Origin of the sequence: Klebsiella sp. JN_Kp121 (assembly GCF_040062145.1) — a bacterium.
GTDB lineage: Bacteria > Pseudomonadota > Gammaproteobacteria > Enterobacterales > Enterobacteriaceae > Klebsiella > Klebsiella aerogenes.
In genome coordinates, this window is sequence record NZ_JBEAHX010000002.1 from 326,512 (window position 1) to 344,102 (window position 17,591).

Genomic DNA, 17,591 nt, shown 5'->3' on the forward strand with positions numbered 1-17,591 from the left:
ATGCAACGTTTTGTTCTATGGACGGCGCTGGCATCCGTCGTTTTATGCGGCATGATGATAGCGAGTCTGCAGTGGGGAAGTGTGGAACTCTCGTGGCGACAGGTGCTATCCGCGTTGGGCCTGGCATCCGCTCCCGTTGCCGAAATAGTGAAAACTATCGTCATTGACTTACGCCTACCGCGAGTCCTGCTGGCGGCGCTAACCGGCGCGGGGCTGGCGATCGTCGGCTTGCTCTTACAGACCACGACACGCAACGAACTGGCCGATCCGTTTTTGTTTGGCCTGTCTTCAGGCGCTTCCGCTGGCGCGGTGCTGGTGATCACCCGCTTCGGCGATGTACTGGGGCCACTCACGCTGCCGGGCTCGGCTTTCGTCGGCGGGATATTATCCGCGCTGGCGGTGATGATATTGTTTCGCGTCAACCAGCTAAGGCGAGCGGAACAGTTAATCATCTGTGGCCTGGCGGTGTCGTTTCTTTTCAGCGCGTTGACCAGCTATCTGGTCTTTTCCGGCGACCAGCGGGCGGCTGGTTCGTTGCTATTCTGGTCATTGGGCGGTCTGGGACTGGCGCGATGGGACAACTTGTTCATTCCGTTATTGAGCCTGGCGTTGTTAAGCGGATTTACCCTGCGCCGCTGGCGGGCGCTGGATGCGCTGTTGGCGGGGGAGCAGACGGCCTGCTCGCTGGGCGTCGAGGTTGAGCGGTTGAGAAGCGAAACCTTCCTCTGCTGCGCGTTGGCTACCGCTTTGCTGGTTTCTATAACCGGGATTATTGGTTTCGTCGGCCTGATGGTGCCTTATCTGGCGCGTCGGGCCGTTGGCGTCAGGCATCGAATGGCCGTGCCGATGTGCGGTTTGCTTGGCGCGATATTGCTCACTGGCGGCGATATACTCAGCCGAAGCCTGATAGCGAATCAAGAATTACCGATTGGTATTATCACTGCCGGGCTTGGCGGCGCGTTTATTGTCGGGTTGCTGATGCGGGCAACAGGATAAGCCGAGTCAAGGAAAAAAAAGAGATTGACCCATTATTGCGCGTAAATAATGGGTTCTATTATTTAAATGAATATTACTTGCCGGTAATAAAATCATTCTCCACTGTAGAAGGGAGATTTCTCCTGCTAGTTCGCTTTCAGACGAGGTAGAGTGTTTGTAAATAATTCGCCAAAAATATAATTGTGGCAAAAAGCCTTTTAGGCCAATATTGCTGCGGCCTGGCGATAAGTGATGATTTATATCAATGGAATAGGCATCATTGGCGCATGCCCCGTCCGTAAGTAAGTTTCTGGTTTAATTTACTGCGAAAAGAACCCATTGCAACGCAATATATTGTCATATTGCAATTGTCAGTTGCTTTGTTTTTTATTCTCGCGGTGAATATTCTTGATATCAATCTAAATATAGTTCATTAATCTGGGTGGTTAACTAAAACCAGCGATTCATTCTGAAACGGTTCGGATATATAAGGAATGTAATGAACGACGCCTTTCCGGGTGAGCGACTCAGTGCCCGTATTCATTCACAATTGGCACTGCATAACGAAATTGAACAGAGGGTTGTCGAGCTGTTGCTTAAATCCCTGAGCGTGAGTCGTTTCAGTAATATTAAAACCCATCCGCTAATCATTCAAGAAAAAATAAATATCAATAATAATAATTCAACTTTTCTCTTTCGAAATACCGTTCGCCAATCAGTTAGCGTGGTGAAATTAAATATCGGATTGATGAACACCTTATTGAAGAAGCAAGAGTAACGCACAGGAGGTGCGATGAAGACATTACGACCACTGTGGGGCAGGGGCCAGATGATCTCCCCACAACATTTTCAACAACAGGTGAATCAGGCGACCTGGCAAAGCGAATGTATCGCCCGTCTGGGCGTGATGAATCCCTGGGGGATCATCCGCGTCGAATTTGACGCCGCATTGCTAAAACAGGGGAAGCTGAAGGCCAGCCACCTCTATATACGCTTTCCTGATGGAACGCTTATCGACAGCGATAATGCTGATGCGCTGCCTGAGGTCATGGTGTTGCCGCAAGCGGAAAGCCGCGAATTAACGGTGGTGCTGGCGCTGCCTCATGAGCATGAAAACGGCGGCAACTGCCTGCAGATGGAACAACGCGCAGAGCGGCCGGTACGTTGGCGTTTGGCCTGGCGAGAAGTACGCAACAGATACGGCGAAGACAGTCGACAAATTGCGGTGATGCTTGCGCAACTGACGCTGCGCACAGCGGATGACAATAACGGCGATTATCAAACCGTCGCCGTCGCCAGATTACGTCGCGATAGTCAGGATTGCTGGTCGTTGGATGAGGACTTTATCCCGCCGCTGCTGAAAGTGTTGGCCAGCCGCTGGCTGCACGAACAAACGGAACAGCTGACGAATCAACTGGGTGTGCGCCTGCAACGCCTGATGGCCATGCGTAGGGAAAGCAACGCCAGGATGGCGGATTTTGCGGTAGCGGATGTATCGCTGTTTTGGCTGCTGAACGCGCTTAACAGCGCGGAGCCGGTGTTGAACCATTTCCTGCGCCATCCGCAGGTACATCCGGAACGGCTGTATGAAGCGCTGGCCAGCCTGGCGGGCAGCCTGTTGACCTTCTCCCTTGACCATACCACGGCGGATATTCCGCCCTATCGCCATCAGGCGTTGACGGAAGTCTTTCCACCGCTGTTCAAATTACTCGGCGTACTGCTCGAAGCCAGCCTGCCATCCCGGGTTGTGGCGATTGAAATGACGCACGATGACCGGCGTAAGCGCTGGCATGCCCGTCTGCACGATCCAAGGTTGCGCGAAGAGGCCGATTTTTATCTCTCGGTGCGTTCCGCGCTACCTGCGGCGCAACTGCTGGAGCAGTTACCGCAACAGTGTAAAGCCGGTAGCCCCGATGAGGTTGACCGGGTGGTCAACGGTTCGCAGCCCGGCATTCCGCTGAAAGCCATGAGTCATGTTCCCGCCGCCATCCCGCTGCGCCTGGAGAATCAGTATTTCACCCTTGATATGACTCATCCGGCGGCGCAGGCGATGCTGGCGGAAGGGAGTTGCGTCTTTTACGTGCCCGGCCTGCTGGGCGACCCTGAACTCGAACTCTATGCGGTGCTGCGCTCATGACCCAGGATATCAATATTGATGCTCTGCTGGCGGATAGCTGGCTAACGGTGACGGAACTGCGCCTTGGCGCCAAACTGGCCGAGGGGGAGGGGAAACATCTCTGGCAGCGTTGTGTAGACAACATTGAACAGGTGATGGCGCAGCTGGTGACCGCTGATATCAGCGAGGCGAACCGTCAGCATATCCTCTATGCGTGGTGTGCGCTGCTGGATGAAACCGCGAAAGGGCGCAATGAGGAAGATGACGCCTGTATCGCCTGGTACGATCGGCCGCTTGAGGTTAAATATTTTGGCGGCATGGAAGCCGGAGATGCGCTCTATGAGCGCATCCGCCAGGTGCTGCGCGAGCCGGCGCCGGATAACGCCGTTCTGACTTGTTTCCATCGGGTGCTGGCGCTGGGGTTTAAGGGGCGGTATGGCCTCAATGATCCGGCGCGCGCAGCGCTCGTCAGCGCGCTTGGCGAGCGTGTACCGCCGTTTGCGGGCGATCCTCAGCAGCCGATACTGGCGAATCTATCCGGCCGCCGCGGTCTGGCAGACTGGTTGCGCCGTTGGCCGATTAGTATTGGCGTGTCGCTGGTGCTGGCGGCCGCGTTGTGGTTGGGGTTGAACTACTGGCTGGATGGCCTGGTCGCGGCGTTGCGACTGGGAGGCGGACAATGAGCGCGGGCTATCCGCGCCTGCTCTGGCTGTGGGGCGGTCTGCTGGCGGTGTTGATGATCCTGCTGTTTCTGCCGTTATCCACCGGCGGCCGGGTGCTGGCTGTTGGGTTGACGGCGGCGGGCGTAGCGGTCGGGCTGGTCTACGTCGGGCGCCAACAACGTGAGCGACCTGCGGATGCCGACTGGCTGGTTGAGCTACCGTCGGCGCCGTATCGACTGCCGATTGTGCTGGTCTGCGGCGACACGGCGGACTGGCCGGGAGAAGGAGCGGTTTACCGTACGGCTCAGGGGTGCTGGCTGAGAGTCGCCACCGCCGCGCTGCAGCAGACGGTGCGTTATGTGCGCAATGAGCGCCCGGCGCTCATTGCGCAACTGGCGGTGATGTTCTGCATGCAGCCGCAACAACATGATGATGACGCGGCGCTGGCGGCGCGGCTACGCGAGTTGCGCTGGCAGCTTGCCCAGGTGCGGGGCGATACCCGTCGGGCGATACCGTTACTGCTGAACAGCTCTCTGTCCGGTGCATCGCTGGAACCGTTATGGCAGACAGCGCGTGCCGGAGAGACGTTGCAGGTGTGGCTGCCTGACGGCGTGCCGTGCAGCAGCGCAAGCTGGTTGATGCAGGCTGATGGCGCTCATCGCCTGGCGGCGCAGCTTAGGATAAATGCGCTTGCCCGCTTTACGCAGCAGATGGCGTTAAACGTACTGGCGGCGGCAAGCGACGATGTTCCCCCGATCGCTCCGGCGGTCGTACTGTATCATTTCACGCCAGCCGGGGCGCCTGCCATGGCGGATAATCTATGGCAGCGTTGGCTGTCTGAGCATACTTCCCTCAACTCACTACCGGGCTGGTTACCGGAAATTGCTGCAGAAGCGCGGAAACTGCCGGATTTCATTTTACCGATACTGCCGCAGGGCGGCGGCACCACGCCGAAAAGCCGTGCTCTGCGGCGAGCATTCTGTCTGTTCACCCTCGCGGCCCTGATTGCGCTGTGCTGCAGCGCATGGAACAACCAGCAACTCCTCCAGCGGGTTGGTTTTGATGTTCAGCGCTATGAACGGACGGCGATGGACGACCATGCCGCAAAAGCCCGCGCCGTACAGATTTTGCGTCAGGATGCGGCGCAACTGGACGCCTTCGCGCGTGATGGCGCGCCGCTGGCGCTGGGCCTTGGGCTCTATCGCGGCGAGCGTCTGCGTCAGCCGGTACTGGCAGCAATTCGTTCCTACGTCCCTCCGCCTCCGCCGCCGAAAGCGGTAGAAAAAATCGTACCGAAAATTGTCCGTCTCGACAGCATGTCGCTATTCGACACCGGCAAGTGGACGCTTAAACCGGGGTCCACCAAGCTGCTGGTGAACTCGCTGGTGGGGATCAAAGCCAGGCCCGGTTGGCTAATCGTCATCGCCGGACATACCGACAGCGTAGGCGATGATAAATCCAACCAGACACTCTCCCTGAAGCGTGCCGAATCGGTGCGTAACTGGATGCGCGATACCGGCGACGTGCCGGAAAGCTGTTTTGCGGTGCAGGGTTATGGCGAAAGCCGTCCGGTTGCCAGCAACGATGCGCAGCAAGGCCGGGCGCTGAACCGCCGGGTCGAAATTAGCCTGGTGCCGCAGGCCGACGCCTGTCAGGTTTCGACGAACTCCGCTTCAACTCCGGCGGATGGCGCTTTCTAAACCGACCATCTCATGACTCTTCGTACGGACAGGTTTTCCTGTCCGTCGTTTTTGTTGCCGGGTACCGGGGTCAACACGATCTGCCCAACCTTGTGCGCTTTTGGGCTCCTTATCAACAGGAAACAGCGACGGGCGGTAGCGTGGCCGAAGGCGACGGAAGGGAGATAAAGAGCATGGCGTTTGATACAGGAAAATAAATCATGAGTGACATAAAGCCTCTGTTGTTCAACCACAGCCATCATCTGTTACAGGTGCATGGTTGTAACTCGTTGCTGGATGTTCTGTGCTTTGAAGGCGAGGAAAACTTAAGTGAGCCTTTCCGCTATACCATTGAATTTACCAGCAGCGATAAAGCCATCACCCCGCAGCAGATGTTGCTGCAAAACGCCTCGCTGACCTTGCAGGCGCCGGTTGACCAGGGATTTGGCATTAAGATCCAGCAGCCGGTGCGCGTTCTTCAGGGAGTGATCACTGCTTTTGAACGGCTTTCCACCGCAAAAGAGGAAACGCGCTACGCCTTGACGTTACAGCCGCGTCTGGCGCTACTGTCGAAGAGCCATCAGAACCGGATTTATCAGGATATGTCGGCGCCGCAGATTGTGGAGCACATTCTCAGAACCCGTCACCAGATGCGCGGGGAAGATTTTGTCTTTCAACTGGCGCATGAATACCCGCAGCGTGAACAGGTGATGCAGTACGGCGAGGACGATCTGACCTTTATCTCCCGCCTGTTGGGTGAAGTGGGGATCTGGTTTCGCTTTACCGCCGATACCCGGCTGAATATAGATGTGGCGGAGTTCTACGATGACCAGCAACACTACGAGACGGGACTGTTGTTGCCTTCGGTCGCTCCCTCCGGGCAGCATGACGGCGGGAACGAATCGGTGTGGGATTTACAGAGCCGACACCACGTAGTTGAGCGTTCGGTCTTTACTCGTGACTATAACTACCGTAACGCGCCAGAGGATATGAATCTCAACGTCAATGTCAGCCGTGGCGATAGTACCACCTACGGTGAAGCCTATCACTGGGCGGACAACTATCTGACGCCGGGTAATCGCTTCCAGCATACTCCGGACCCGGAGAGCGGGGCCTTTTATGCCCGTATTCGTCATGAGCGTTATCTCAACCAGCAGACGCGGCTGAATGGGGAAACCAACTGCGCGGCGCTGGCTCCCGGCCAGCAGCTAAAAGTGAGCGGCGGCGAAGAGGTGACGGACGTCTGGCGCCAGGGGGTGGCGATCGCTGCTATTCACTGTCGCGCCCGTCGCGATCGCAGCTTCGTCATGACGTTTCAGGCTATTCCCTGCGTAGAGACTTACTGCTTTCGCCCGGCGGTCATCAGCAAACCCAGAATGGCCGGGACGCTGCCGGCGCGCGTCACCAGCACCAAAATCAACGATCTCTATGGCCATATCGATCGCGACGGACGTTATCGGGTGAACTTATTGTTCGATCGCGATCGCTGGCAGCCGGGTGAGGAAAGCCTGTGGGTGCGCCAGGCGCGCCCTTACGCCGGTGAAACCTTTGGTCTGCATCTGCCGTTGTTAGCGGGCACCGAAGTGGCGATCGCTTTTGAGCAGGGGGATCCCGATAGGCCCTATATTGCCGGCGCGCTGCACGACTCCACGCACCAGGACCACGTGACGCTCTACAACTACAAGCGTAACGTGCTGCGCACGCCGGCGAACAACAAGATTCGCCTCGATGATACACGGGGTAAAGAGCACGTTAAGGTCAGCACCGAATATGGCGGCAAGAGCCAGCTCAACCTCGGCCACCTGGTGGATCATCAGAACACGCCACGCGGTGAGGGATTTGAGTTACGCACCGATAGCTATGGCGCGATCCGCGGCGGGAAGGGAATATTTATTACCGCCGATGAACAGCTGAAAGCGATGGGCGCGACCGTGGAAATGGATCCCGCGAGTCAATTGCTCGGCAGTGCCGTTGTTCAGCTCAACGACTGGCAGGAGATAGCCCGCACCCACTACAACACCCCGCCGGATGTCAGCACGTTAAAGCAGTTCGTCGGCAAAGCCGTCAACCTGGCGAGCCCCGTCCTGCTGATGAGCGCGCCGAAAGGCATCGGCATCGTGACGGCGGAAACGACGCTGCTACAGAGTGGTAAAGGGTTGTACCTGCAAAGCGCCAGCGATATTGCGCTGGCCAGCGGCAACCGGCTGTCGGTGAATACCAAAAACGCAATCTCGCTGCTTTCCCACCGCGAAGGGATGCGTATGGTATCGGTGAAAGGACCGCTGGAGATAGAGTCGCACGGCGACACGCTGGCGCTCACTTCACTGAAGGATATTACCGTGCAGTCAACGCAGGGACATCTGCAGCTTACCGCCAAAAATGGCATCACCCTGGGCTGCGGCGGCGGCTACATTCGCCTGACGCCGCAGGGAGAAATCCATCTTCACAGCCCGAGTCTGCTCAGTTTTAAAGGCACGCATAAGATGCAGGGGCCGGCCGGCGAGACGTTTCCGCTCCCCGATCTTCCCACATCGATATGTAAAGACTGCCTGATTCGTGCGCAAGAACTGGCTCAGGCTTTTGTGCCACGTGCCGCCTGACAATCGCTCATTGATATAACTTACCCGGAGGAACAGACCTTGAAACCCATTATTCGGCAGGGTGATACCTTGCGTGAGCATGGCGGTACGGTGATCGGCGGCCATTATCTCTGTTTTGGTAAAGGCATCGCCTGCAAAGGCGACCAGGTGAGCTGCAATGAACATGGCCTGACGGTCATAGCCGAAGGAAGCTCGCTGTATGAAGTGGATGGTTATCCGGTGGCTCTTGACGGGCATCATTGCGCCTGCGGCTGTACGCTGGTGAGTTCACGCTCTGATTGCGAAGTCGCGCTATGAGACAGCTAACCGACTATCTGCCTTACAAAACCGCCACGTCGCCCCACAACGGACGGTGGTTGTCCGTCGGCGCGGGGATGACGCTTATCAGCGGAGGAGGCGCGGCGTTAATGCCTGCCGAAGCGCGTGGCGGGGCGTTAATAACCGTCGCAATCGTTAGCGCCATGCTTTTGGTCCTCATCATCTGGATGCTGCGTCTGCTTTATTACCGCCTGTCGGTTCACTACACCCAGTACTACCAGCGGTTGATCGATTTCGATCATCAAACGTGGTGGGCCCGGCATCAATATAGCGTTGGGCTGGTGGAAACGGTGCTGCTGGGGCCGGTGGGATGTGAACCCGAGCGCTGGCAGACGCTGCTGAAGCGAGAACATCAGCCGCCAAAAGAGAAACTGGAGTCCGGTGCGCGGGCGCTGCGACTGATCCACTCGGACATCGTGGATATCGACCTGCGTGAACAGCAGCTAGCCCGAATGCTGGCGCAACAATGGCTGGCGCAACGTGGCGAACATCAACTTCCCGGCCTGAGCGGCTGTTACTGGCAGGGCAGCGAACCGGCGTGGCGAGAATTTTGCGCCGAGCTGCGCAAGCGCTGTCCCACCGCTCAGTTGCCGCATATGGCGGAACCCTGGCAGGGCGAGGCCAGCTTATCGGAGATTACCGCGCGAATTAATGAGTCCGGCGACGAATGTTTCATTCTGGTGGCGGGGTGCCAGTCGGTGGCGGCGACGGGGGATTCGGCGAGACCGGCGGGGGAATCCGCCGCGCTCTGGTTACTGGCCCGGGAGGGGGAGGCGCGGCTGACCCGCGGCGAGGTTTATGAAGGCGCCGCGGTGGAAAATATCCAGCAGGTCTGTCAGCGGGCAATGCAGCAAAGCGGGGCTGAACGTCCGCCCGATCCCTGTATCGCATTCACACAACCGCAAATCCCGGAACTGGCGCACAGCGGCTGGAACAGCAACCAACTGCTGCAGGATGAAAACTGGGGTGAGACGGGGCAGATGGAGCAGCTCATCATCATCGCACTGGCGGCGATATTTGCCCGCCACTTTCATCAGTCTTGCGGCTGGATCGCCCGCGATCCGCGTCACCCTCTCTCACTAGGCATCGTCACCGCAGCAGTCCCGTCACCGCAACCTCAAGACAAGAAGGAATGAACATGGCGTTAATGGATCAGGAATGGATGAGCAAGCTGGAACAATTTGCGCGAAAACTCGCGCTGCGCGACGTCTATCTCATTGCCGATCAAGGCGTTTTAGACAACCCGTTATTGGATGGCTTAAATAGACTTTCTCCTCCGGTGCAGTGGTTCTCACTCTATCAGGGGCAACCGGAAGAGCCGCTGCTGGAGATGGCGCCTTTATTGATGCGGCTGGAGCCAGCCTGCTGGCAGCATCGTCAGTGGATCGCCGATCTGATCGCCGCATTTTCCTGCAAGCCGGGTCTGCTGATCTTCCTCTCACCGCTGAGTTTTTCAACGCTCGCCGCCCACCTGCGCAACCTGGCCGACGGCGCATGGGAAGACCGTTCTGGCCTGGTGCGTTATTACGATACCCGTATGTTCCCGTTGCTGATGCAGCATGTGCTCACTGAAGAGCAAAAAGCATGGTTTTTAGAACCGGTTTATCTCTGGAGCTATCGCGATAGAGACAACAAGATCTGCTGGCTGGAAGGCGAGTGCTCGCCTGTTCAGGCAGCGATCCCGGAGGCGATCAAGATTAATTTCAGCGATGAGCAAATGATGAAACTGGATGTCGCTATAGATGCCCAGCAATTTACGGTTTCTGAAAAATTCAGCACCTTTTTTACTACCCAGGAGGAGAAATTTAACACTCTTTGGCAACTCGGCTGGCAGGCGCATCAGCAGAATTTTATCGGCGATTTAGCTTCCTGGTTTGAAAGCCACTTTGAGGAATGAAACATCCTCCTTTTTGATAATTAATGGGTGATTATTAGTTCTGTAAGGACACATCAATGATAAAGCATATCCGTATTTTGCCCGGCGGACTGGCGGCGCTGGCCGCCGCTTTTCTCTGCCTGCTGACGGCCTGTCGCGACCACAGTCGCGACGGCATGAGCGGCGCTGATATAAATGTCTATAACCATGGCCCGGACGCCATTGTTTCGATGCAGGTGAACGGTTACGGCGGGCCAAGAGCTAATCCCTACGGCGGCGGCGGCGGCTTTCGCTGCGTCATGGTGCCTGATGTCTGGCGCCCGGGGCTGACGGCAAAAATTACCTGGACCTCCGATCCTAACGCCTGGATGAAATCCAGTAATATGCCTGACAACTATTCGCAATACTATCAGCGCCATGGGCCAATTACCGTGCCCATTGAGCGCTGGGAGAAGGGGCAGGGCTGCGGTTTTGAAGTGCATGTCTTTCCCTGCGATAAGGTAAGAATTATACGCTCCTGTCACGATCGCTCATCTCCGGAATATCCGATACATCGTGCGCCCGATGAGGATCAAAAGGCAGATAACGTCATTTTTAAACATATCAAGGAGGAAGTTGTATGTCCGACACCGCAGAGTCCACGCTGAATGCCCTGAAGGCGCTTATTGCCGCCTTCCAGAGCGGTGTCACCCTGGTCACTGTCAAAACGTCCACCGCGGAAGCGGCCAATTTTATTTGACCGCTACAAATATCATTATCACAAATATTCGGGAGGTATATATATCAGCAAAAATATAATTCTGTCATTACGCCATCTCTTAATAACAACGCATTTAATTTCTTTTGTAAGGACACATCAATGATAAAGCATATCCGTATTTTGCCCGGCGGGCTGGCGGCGCTGGCCGCCGTTTTGCTCTGCCTGCTGACGGCCTGTCGCGATCACAGTCGCGACGGCATGAGCGCTGCTGATATAGCCGTTTTAAACCACGGCCCGGACGCCATCGTTTCGGTGCAGGTGAATGGCTACGGCGGGCCAGGCGCTAACTCCTACGGCGGCGGCGGCGGCTTCTGCTGTGTGATGGTGCCGGATGTCTGGCGGCCGGGACTGACGGCAAAAATCACCTGGACCTCCGATCCTAACGCATGGATAGACCCGAAACATATCCCTGGCGATCATGCGAGTCACTACCAGCACCATGGACCGATCACCGTGCCGATTGAACGCTGGGAGAAAGGGCAGGCTTGTGGTTTTGATATCCATATTTTCCCTTGCGATAAGGTGCGGATAGTGCGTTCCTGCTACGGTCGAGCGGCCCCTGAATATCCGATACAGCCTGAGGCTGACGGACTAAAAAAAGCGCAAAATGTGCTTATAAATCATATTAAGGAGGAGATCGTATGTCCGACACCGCAGACTCCACGCTGAATGCCCTGAAGGCGCTTATTGCCGCCTTCCAGACCGGCGCCACTCCGGTTACGGTTAAAACCTCCACCGCAGAAGCGGCCAGCTTACCACCGAAGTTTCCCGGGCCGGATGATGAAAAGGAGAAAACGCCCGCGGATAACTCCACGCAGCAGAAAACCGAATACAACAAGCGCGGCCGTCTGCCGGCGAGCAGAACGCAGACCGAAGGTAACTACGCCAGGCAGTACCTGGAGGGGTATGTTAAAGAGTCAGAACATCCCTCGGACAAAAAAACGGAACCGGGCTGCCCGGCCAGCCTGCATACACAATTCGCCGCTGACTAATATTGCCCGGCTCTAACCTCTGGAAAACCGGTATTAATGTCTGTAGCGACCAATTTTATTTGACCGCTACAAATATCATTACCAGTTATATATGGGGTTCATCTATTAGCATAAATACAAGCAGTTAATTACGTCATTTATTAATAAGTCATCACTTTAAATTTGTAAGGACACATCAATGGTAAAGCATATCCGTATTTTACCTGGCGGGCTGGCGGTGCTGGCCGCCGTTTTGCTCTGCCTGCTGACGGCCTGTCGCGATCACAGTCGCGACGGCATGAGCGCCGCCGACATAACGTTGTTAAACCACGGCCCGGATGCCATCGTTTCGGTGCAGGTGAACGGCTACGGCGGGCCAAGGGCGAACTCCTACGGCGGCGGCGGCGGCTTCTGCTGCGTCATGGTGCCAGATGTCTGGCGCCCGGGGCTGACGGCAAAAATCACCTGGACCTCCGACCCTAACTCCTGGATGAGGCTAAGCGATATGCCTGACAACTATTCACAATACTATCAGCACCATGGGCCGATTACCGTGCCGATTGAACGCTGGGAGAAGGGTCAGGCCTGCGGTTTTCATGTGCATATTTTCCCCTGCGATAAGGTGCGGATAGTGCGTTCCTGCGTGCTCCCGGGGGGGCCGGTTCAGCCAGGTCAACCTGAATATCCAGTCCCTCAGTCTCCACCGGACTGGAAGGAAAGAGCTCAGAAAATACTTATCAAACATATCAGGGAGGAAGTTGTATGTCCGACACCGCAGACTCCACGCTGAATGCCCTGAAGGCGCTTATTGCGGCCTTCCAGACCGGCGCCACTCCGGTCACGGTTAAAGCCTCCACCGCAGAAGTGGCCAGCTTACCGCCAAAGTTTCCCGGGCTGGATGATAAAAAGGGAGAAAAGCCTGCCGATAAATCTACACAGCAGAAAGCCGAATACAACGAGCGCGGCCGCCTGCCGGCGAGCAGAACGCAGACCGAAGGCAACTACGCCAGGCAATACCTGGAGGGATATATCGGGGAGTCCGATCATCAATCGGATAAAAAAACGGAGCCGGGCTGCCCGGCCAGCCTGCATATCAGCCTGTTCTTCGACGGTACCTGCTGTAATGAAAAGGGGGCCGATGAAGTTTATGGCTCTCGTAATCCGCCGCTGACCAATATTGGTCGGCTCTACCATGCGGCAAACTGGACCGATCAGAATTTCTCAGCAGAAAAAGATGGCTATTTTTGTTACTACTTCCCCGGTTGTGGCGCAAGCTTGCCGGAGATTGGTGAGAAGCACTACTCGCTGGACGGCGAGCTGTTTGCCAACGGCGGTGAGGATCGTATCAATCAGGCGCTGCTTAAAACCTACAGCAGCATCTGCTATGCGGTGAAAAAGGAAAGGATAGAAGACAGCGAACTGACCAGATACCGGAACAGTATGGCCACCGTCTGGCCCTTCTCGCGGCTGACCCAGAAGTTCAACCGTAAAAGCGCACTCGACAAATTCTGCGACGACCATCTGGGTGCCGTGGTTAACCAGTGGCCGCGGCAGCCAACGCGGCTGCATATCCAGCGCTCGCAGCGGCGCATCGCCAAAATCAAGCTCTTTGTCTACGGCTACTGCCGGGGGGCCGCCACCGCCCGCGCCTTCGCCCGCGGGCTGGAGTCGCTGCTTGATGACGCTAAAATGCCGCTCGATGCGACAAATATGCTGCCGGCGGGGGCGGTGGTACCCGGCGGCCCGACCCTGATGGGCATCCCCATCAGTATCGAGTTTATGGGGCTACTGGATTCGGTCTCCGCGGTTGGCGTACCGCATATCCTGCCGTCGGCCACCGGGCATCTGGGCTGGGCGGCCAACAGCCTGCGGCTGCCGACCACCAAAGGCTTCTTAAAAAGCTGCTACCACTTTGTCGCCGGCCACGAGCAGCATGGCGACCTGCCGCTGGACTCCATCCGCGGTCCGGACGGTAAATACCCGGCGGGAGCGGTAGAGGTGGTCTATCCCGGGATGCATGTCGATGTCGGCGGCGACTGTAAACCGTCAGAACTCGGCAAAGTGCAGACCGACGCCCGCAGCCTGCTGTCAAAGATTGTGCTGCACGATATGTATGCCGCCGCCTTTGATGCCGGGGCGCCGCTGAGCGTACCCGAGGAGGTATTGCCCGGCGGCGCCAAAGGTAAAAAATATCGGGTAATGCAAGGGGATGTCGCAGATCAATTCAAAATCTCCGCCCAGGCCATCACCCTGTTTAACGCCTGCAGCAGGCGGCGGCGCCCGCGGAAAGCAAAGGGCCGCGAGAAGTGCTGTTTATCGATAAGGATCGTCTGGATCGTGCGGCGTGGGGCTATGACTTTATCCATACCGGTATCGTGGCGCTGCTGGATATTATTCCCACCACGCAAACCAGCGGGTAAAAATAATTATTGATATTAATGTCGGCGATATATTAGTACAGGTGTGAACGGATATTAAAATACAGCTGAAGATATTTGTAGCGACCAATTTTATTTGACCGCTACAAATATCATTATCAGTTATATATGGAGGTTCATATATTAGCATAAATACAAGCATTTAATTACGCCATTTATTAATAAGTCATCACTTTATATTTGTAAGGACACATCAATGATAAAACATATCCGTATTTTGCCCGGCGGACTGATGGTGCTGGCCGCCGTTTTGCTCTGCCTGCTGACGGCCTGTCGCGACCACAGTCGCGACGGCATGAGCGGCGCTGACATAAATGTCTATAACCACGGCCCGGATGACATTGTTTCGGTGCAGGTAAACGGTTACGGGGGCCCCAGGGCTAATCCCTACGGCGGCGGCGGCGGCTTCTGTTGCGTGATGGTGCCAGATGTCTGGCGGCCGGGACTGACGGCAAAAATCACCTGGACTTCCGATCCTAATGCCTGGATGAAATCGAGTGAGATGCCGGACGACTATGAAACTCACTATCAGAAACATGGGCCGATTACTGTCCCTATCGAACGTTGGGAGAAGGGGCAGGCCTGCGGATTTGATGTGCATATTTTCCCCTGCGATAAAGTGCGGATAGTGCGTTCCTGCATCCCGCCGGGACAGCCGGGATATCCGGTTCCCCAGTCGCCGCCAGACTGGAAGCAAAGAGCTCAGAAAATACTTATCCAACATATCAAGGAGGAAGTTGTATGTCCGACGCCGCAGACTCCACGTTAAGTGCCCTGAAGGCGCTTATTGCCGCCTTCCAGACCGGCGCCACCCCGGTCGCTGTCAAAACGTCCACCGCAGAAGCGGCCAGTTTACCGCCACACTTTCCCGGGCCGGATGATAAAAAGGGGAAAGCGCCAGCGGATGACTCCACGCAGCAGAAAACCGAATACAACGAGCGCGGCCGCCTGCCGGCGAGCAGAACGCTGACCGAAGGCAACTACGCCAGGCAGTACCTGGAGGGATATGTCGGGGAGTCCGATCATCAATCGGACAAAAAAACGGAACCGGGCTGCCCCGCCAGCCTGCATATCAGCCTGTTCTTTGACGGTACCTGCTGTAATGAAGAAGGGGCTGATGAGATATACGGCTCGCGCAATCCGCCGCTGACCAATATTGGCCGCCTCTACCATGCGGCAAACTGGAAAGAGCAGGATGAAACTGCGGAAAACGACGGCTACTTCAGTTACTACTTCCCCGGCTGTGGGGCGCGCTTTCCGGAGATTGGCGAAGAGCACTACTCGCTGGACGGCGAGCTGTTTGCCAACGGCGGTGAGGATCGTATCAATCAGGCGCTGCTTAAAACCTACAGCAGCATTTGTTATGCGGTGAAAAAGGAAAGGATAGAAGACAATGAGCTGACCAGATATCGGCAAAGTATGGCCACCGTCTGGCCCTTCTCGCGGCTGACCCAGAAGTTCAACCGTAAAAGCGCGCTTGACAAATTCTGCGACGACCATCTGGGGTGCGTGGTCAACCAGTGGCCGCGGCAGCCGACGCGGCTGCATATCCAACGCTCGCAGCGGCGCATCGCCAAAATCAAGCTGTTCGTCTACGGCTACTGCCGGGGGGCCGCCACCGCCCGCGCCTTCGCCCGCGGGCTGGAGTTGCTGCTCGATGACGCTAAAATGCCGCTCGATGCGACAAATATGCTGCCGGCGGGGGCGGTGGTTCCGGGCGGGCCAACCCTGCTGGGCATCCCTATCAGTATCGAGTTTATGGGGTTGCTGGATACGGTCTCCGCGGTTGGCGTGCCGCATATTCTGCCGTCGGCCACCGGGCATCTGGGCTGGGCGGCCAACAGCCTGCGGCTGCCGACCACCAAAGGTTTCTTAAAAAGCTGCCACCACTTTGTCGCCGGCCACGAGCAGCACGGCGACCTGCCGCTGGACTCCATCCGCGGTCCGGACGGCAAATACCCGGCCGGGGCGGTGGAGGTGGTCTATCCCGGAATGCATGCCGATGTTGGCGGCGACTGTAAACCCACGGAACTCGGCAAAGTGCAGACCGATGCCGCCAGCCTGCTGTCAAAGATTGTGCTGCACGATATGTATGCCGCCGCCTTTGATGCCGGGGCGCCGCTGAGCGTGCCTGAGGAGGTGTTGCCCGGAGGGGCTAAAAATAAGGCCTACCGGATAATGACGAATGCCGTTATAAAACAATTCAAAATCTCCGCCCAGGCGATCGCCCTGTTTAACGCCTGGCAGCAGGCCGGGGCGCAGCAGGCGGGGGCGAAGACCGAAACGCCGGCCGTCAATGAGGCGGAGGTGGTGGCCATCGCCGTGGCCCAGGGCCGGGATCCGGTTGCCGCGCTGAAGGCGGCTCACGACAAGGCGGATGGCGATAAGGCGAAAGCCGCCGCCGCGAAGCCGCCGGAGAACGGCCCGCTGGGCAAACTGCCGGATCCGGTGTATGTGCCGCTGAAGGCCAAAGCGCTGGAGGTGATGCTGGCGGACCAGCTGAGCTGGATTACCGCCTGGCGCACCGAGCGCTTTGCCAGCCCGCAATACGCCGATAAGTATTATCAGCGCAAACCTTTTTATCAGCAGGCGCTGAATGAGCAGACCAGCGCGCTGCCGTCGGCGGCGGCGCCCGCGGAAAGCGAAGGGCCGCGAGAAGTGCCGTTTATCGATAAGGATCGTCTGGATCGCGCGGCGTGGGGCTATGACTTTGCCCATACCGGTATCGTGGCGCTGCTGGGCCAGGTGCTGCTGGATGTGATCCCCACCACGCAGACCAACCAGCTTGGCGGTCCGCTGGTGGCGGCGCAGGAGTCGGAATATATCCAGATCAAGAAAAGCGGCGATGCCCGGCGGGCGGCGCTGATGGGCTCGCCGACGATGCTGGATTTTTACGATAACTACGTGCATGACACGCTGGCTAAATATAATCACGACCCGCTGCACTCCTCGTTTTCCCACGGTTATTTTGCGTCGCGGACGATTTACGATAACGATGATGATACGTGGGATTCGGTGAAACAATTTGGCCAGCGGGTAAAAGCGATTATTGATATTAATGTTGGCGATATATTAGTGCAGGCGAGAACGGATATGAAAGATTTGAATACGGTATCGGGCGTGCTGGGGAAAATATATCGCGATATAAAAAGCGAGGCTTTTAAAATACTGCTGCCTTAATTCGTTATCGCCATAT

General features: G+C 56.7%; 16 protein-coding genes. All 16 read left to right on the forward strand.

Annotation, left to right across the window (positions count from 1 at the left end):
* The 16 genes from ABLU86_RS04210 to ABLU86_RS04285 all read left to right on the forward strand — a co-directional run bounded on the left by ABLU86_RS04210 (position 1) and on the right by ABLU86_RS04285 (position 17,575).
* Positions 1 to 996 carry an iron ABC transporter permease gene (locus ABLU86_RS04210; RefSeq protein ID WP_074160572.1) on the forward strand — a complete coding sequence of 332 codons (996 nt, stop codon included), beginning with the start codon at positions 1 to 3 and terminating at the stop codon, positions 994 to 996.
* Between the two features lie 478 nt (positions 997 to 1,474).
* A complete protein-coding gene (locus ABLU86_RS04215; RefSeq protein ID WP_045360639.1) occupies positions 1,475 to 1,753 on the forward strand; it encodes a hypothetical protein in 279 nt (92 codons plus the stop codon).
* A gap of 15 nt (positions 1,754 to 1,768) precedes the next feature.
* A complete protein-coding gene (gene tssK, locus ABLU86_RS04220) occupies positions 1,769 to 3,112 on the forward strand; it encodes a type VI secretion system baseplate subunit TssK (protein ID WP_348795944.1) in 1,344 nt (447 codons plus the stop codon).
* Positions 3,109 to 3,774 (forward strand): type VI secretion system protein TssL, short form, encoded by a 666-nt coding sequence (gene tssL, locus ABLU86_RS04225; RefSeq protein WP_063402437.1) that lies wholly within the window; start codon positions 3,109 to 3,111, stop codon positions 3,772 to 3,774. Before tssK ends, tssL begins: the two co-directional genes overlap by 4 nt.
* Complete coding sequence (locus tag ABLU86_RS04230) at positions 3,771 to 5,453, forward strand: OmpA family protein (protein WP_348795945.1); 1,683 nt, start codon at positions 3,771 to 3,773, stop codon at positions 5,451 to 5,453. Before tssL ends, ABLU86_RS04230 begins: the two co-directional genes overlap by 4 nt.
* 200 nt (positions 5,454 to 5,653) lie before the next feature.
* Complete coding sequence (vgrG, locus tag ABLU86_RS04235; protein ID WP_348795946.1) at positions 5,654 to 8,032, forward strand: type VI secretion system tip protein VgrG; 2,379 nt, start codon at positions 5,654 to 5,656, stop codon at positions 8,030 to 8,032.
* Positions 8,033 to 8,071: 39 nt separating this feature from the next.
* Positions 8,072 to 8,329: a PAAR domain-containing protein gene (locus tag ABLU86_RS04240; protein ID WP_348795947.1), complete on the forward strand. Its 258-nt coding sequence runs from the start codon at positions 8,072 to 8,074 to the stop codon at positions 8,327 to 8,329.
* On the forward strand, positions 8,326 to 9,486 hold the full coding sequence (locus ABLU86_RS04245; RefSeq protein WP_348795948.1) for a hypothetical protein: 1,161 nt from the start codon (positions 8,326 to 8,328) through the stop codon (positions 9,484 to 9,486). Before ABLU86_RS04240 ends, ABLU86_RS04245 begins: the two co-directional genes overlap by 4 nt.
* Positions 9,487 to 9,488: 2 nt before the next feature.
* Positions 9,489 to 10,247, forward strand: coding sequence for a DUF4123 domain-containing protein (locus ABLU86_RS04250; protein ID WP_348795949.1), 759 nt, complete (start codon positions 9,489 to 9,491; stop codon positions 10,245 to 10,247).
* A 56-nt stretch (positions 10,248 to 10,303) separates the two neighbouring features.
* Positions 10,304 to 10,873: a DUF3304 domain-containing protein gene (locus ABLU86_RS04255; RefSeq protein WP_348795950.1), complete on the forward strand. Its 570-nt coding sequence runs from the start codon at positions 10,304 to 10,306 to the stop codon at positions 10,871 to 10,873.
* A gap of 212 nt (positions 10,874 to 11,085) precedes the next feature.
* Positions 11,086 to 11,655, forward strand: coding sequence for a DUF3304 domain-containing protein (locus tag ABLU86_RS04260; protein ID WP_032711892.1), 570 nt, complete (start codon positions 11,086 to 11,088; stop codon positions 11,653 to 11,655).
* Positions 11,628 to 11,978, forward strand: coding sequence for a hypothetical protein (locus tag ABLU86_RS04265; RefSeq protein WP_226933593.1), 351 nt, complete (start codon positions 11,628 to 11,630; stop codon positions 11,976 to 11,978). Before ABLU86_RS04260 ends, ABLU86_RS04265 begins: the two co-directional genes overlap by 28 nt.
* Before the next feature lie 178 nt (positions 11,979 to 12,156).
* Positions 12,157 to 12,747, forward strand: coding sequence for a DUF3304 domain-containing protein (locus ABLU86_RS04270; protein WP_032711891.1), 591 nt, complete (start codon positions 12,157 to 12,159; stop codon positions 12,745 to 12,747).
* Positions 12,720 to 14,390, forward strand: a complete 1,671-nt coding sequence (locus tag ABLU86_RS04275; RefSeq protein ID WP_348795951.1) for a DUF2235 domain-containing protein — start codon at positions 12,720 to 12,722, stop codon at positions 14,388 to 14,390. Before ABLU86_RS04270 ends, ABLU86_RS04275 begins: the two co-directional genes overlap by 28 nt.
* A 201-nt stretch (positions 14,391 to 14,591) precedes the next feature.
* Positions 14,592 to 15,164 (forward strand): DUF3304 domain-containing protein, encoded by a 573-nt coding sequence (locus tag ABLU86_RS04280; RefSeq protein ID WP_015705813.1) that lies wholly within the window; start codon positions 14,592 to 14,594, stop codon positions 15,162 to 15,164.
* Positions 15,137 to 17,575 (forward strand): DUF2235 domain-containing protein, encoded by a 2,439-nt coding sequence (locus tag ABLU86_RS04285; RefSeq protein ID WP_348795952.1) that lies wholly within the window; start codon positions 15,137 to 15,139, stop codon positions 17,573 to 17,575. Before ABLU86_RS04280 ends, ABLU86_RS04285 begins: the two co-directional genes overlap by 28 nt.
* The last annotated feature ends 16 nt before the right edge of the window (positions 17,576 to 17,591 follow it).

Coding starts and splice junctions, on each gene's coding strand:
- tssL (WP_063402437.1), top strand. CDS start 3,109: ATGACCCAGGATATCAATATTGATGCTCTGCTGGCGGATAGCTGGCTA.
- ABLU86_RS04255 (WP_348795950.1), top strand. CDS start 10,304: ATGATAAAGCATATCCGTATTTTGCCCGGCGGACTGGCGGCGCTGGCC.
- vgrG (WP_348795946.1), top strand. CDS start 5,654: ATGAGTGACATAAAGCCTCTGTTGTTCAACCACAGCCATCATCTGTTA.
- ABLU86_RS04280 (WP_015705813.1), top strand. CDS start 14,592: ATGATAAAACATATCCGTATTTTGCCCGGCGGACTGATGGTGCTGGCC.
- ABLU86_RS04260 (WP_032711892.1), top strand. CDS start 11,086: ATGATAAAGCATATCCGTATTTTGCCCGGCGGGCTGGCGGCGCTGGCC.
- ABLU86_RS04230 (WP_348795945.1), top strand. CDS start 3,771: ATGAGCGCGGGCTATCCGCGCCTGCTCTGGCTGTGGGGCGGTCTGCTG.
- ABLU86_RS04210 (WP_074160572.1), top strand. CDS start 1: ATGCAACGTTTTGTTCTATGGACGGCGCTGGCATCCGTCGTTTTATGC.
- tssK (WP_348795944.1), top strand. CDS start 1,769: ATGAAGACATTACGACCACTGTGGGGCAGGGGCCAGATGATCTCCCCA.
- ABLU86_RS04270 (WP_032711891.1), top strand. CDS start 12,157: ATGGTAAAGCATATCCGTATTTTACCTGGCGGGCTGGCGGTGCTGGCC.
- ABLU86_RS04285 (WP_348795952.1), top strand. CDS start 15,137: ATGTCCGACGCCGCAGACTCCACGTTAAGTGCCCTGAAGGCGCTTATT.
- ABLU86_RS04245 (WP_348795948.1), top strand. CDS start 8,326: ATGAGACAGCTAACCGACTATCTGCCTTACAAAACCGCCACGTCGCCC.
- ABLU86_RS04265 (WP_226933593.1), top strand. CDS start 11,628: ATGTCCGACACCGCAGACTCCACGCTGAATGCCCTGAAGGCGCTTATT.
- ABLU86_RS04215 (WP_045360639.1), top strand. CDS start 1,475: ATGAACGACGCCTTTCCGGGTGAGCGACTCAGTGCCCGTATTCATTCA.
- ABLU86_RS04250 (WP_348795949.1), top strand. CDS start 9,489: ATGGCGTTAATGGATCAGGAATGGATGAGCAAGCTGGAACAATTTGCG.
- ABLU86_RS04275 (WP_348795951.1), top strand. CDS start 12,720: ATGTCCGACACCGCAGACTCCACGCTGAATGCCCTGAAGGCGCTTATT.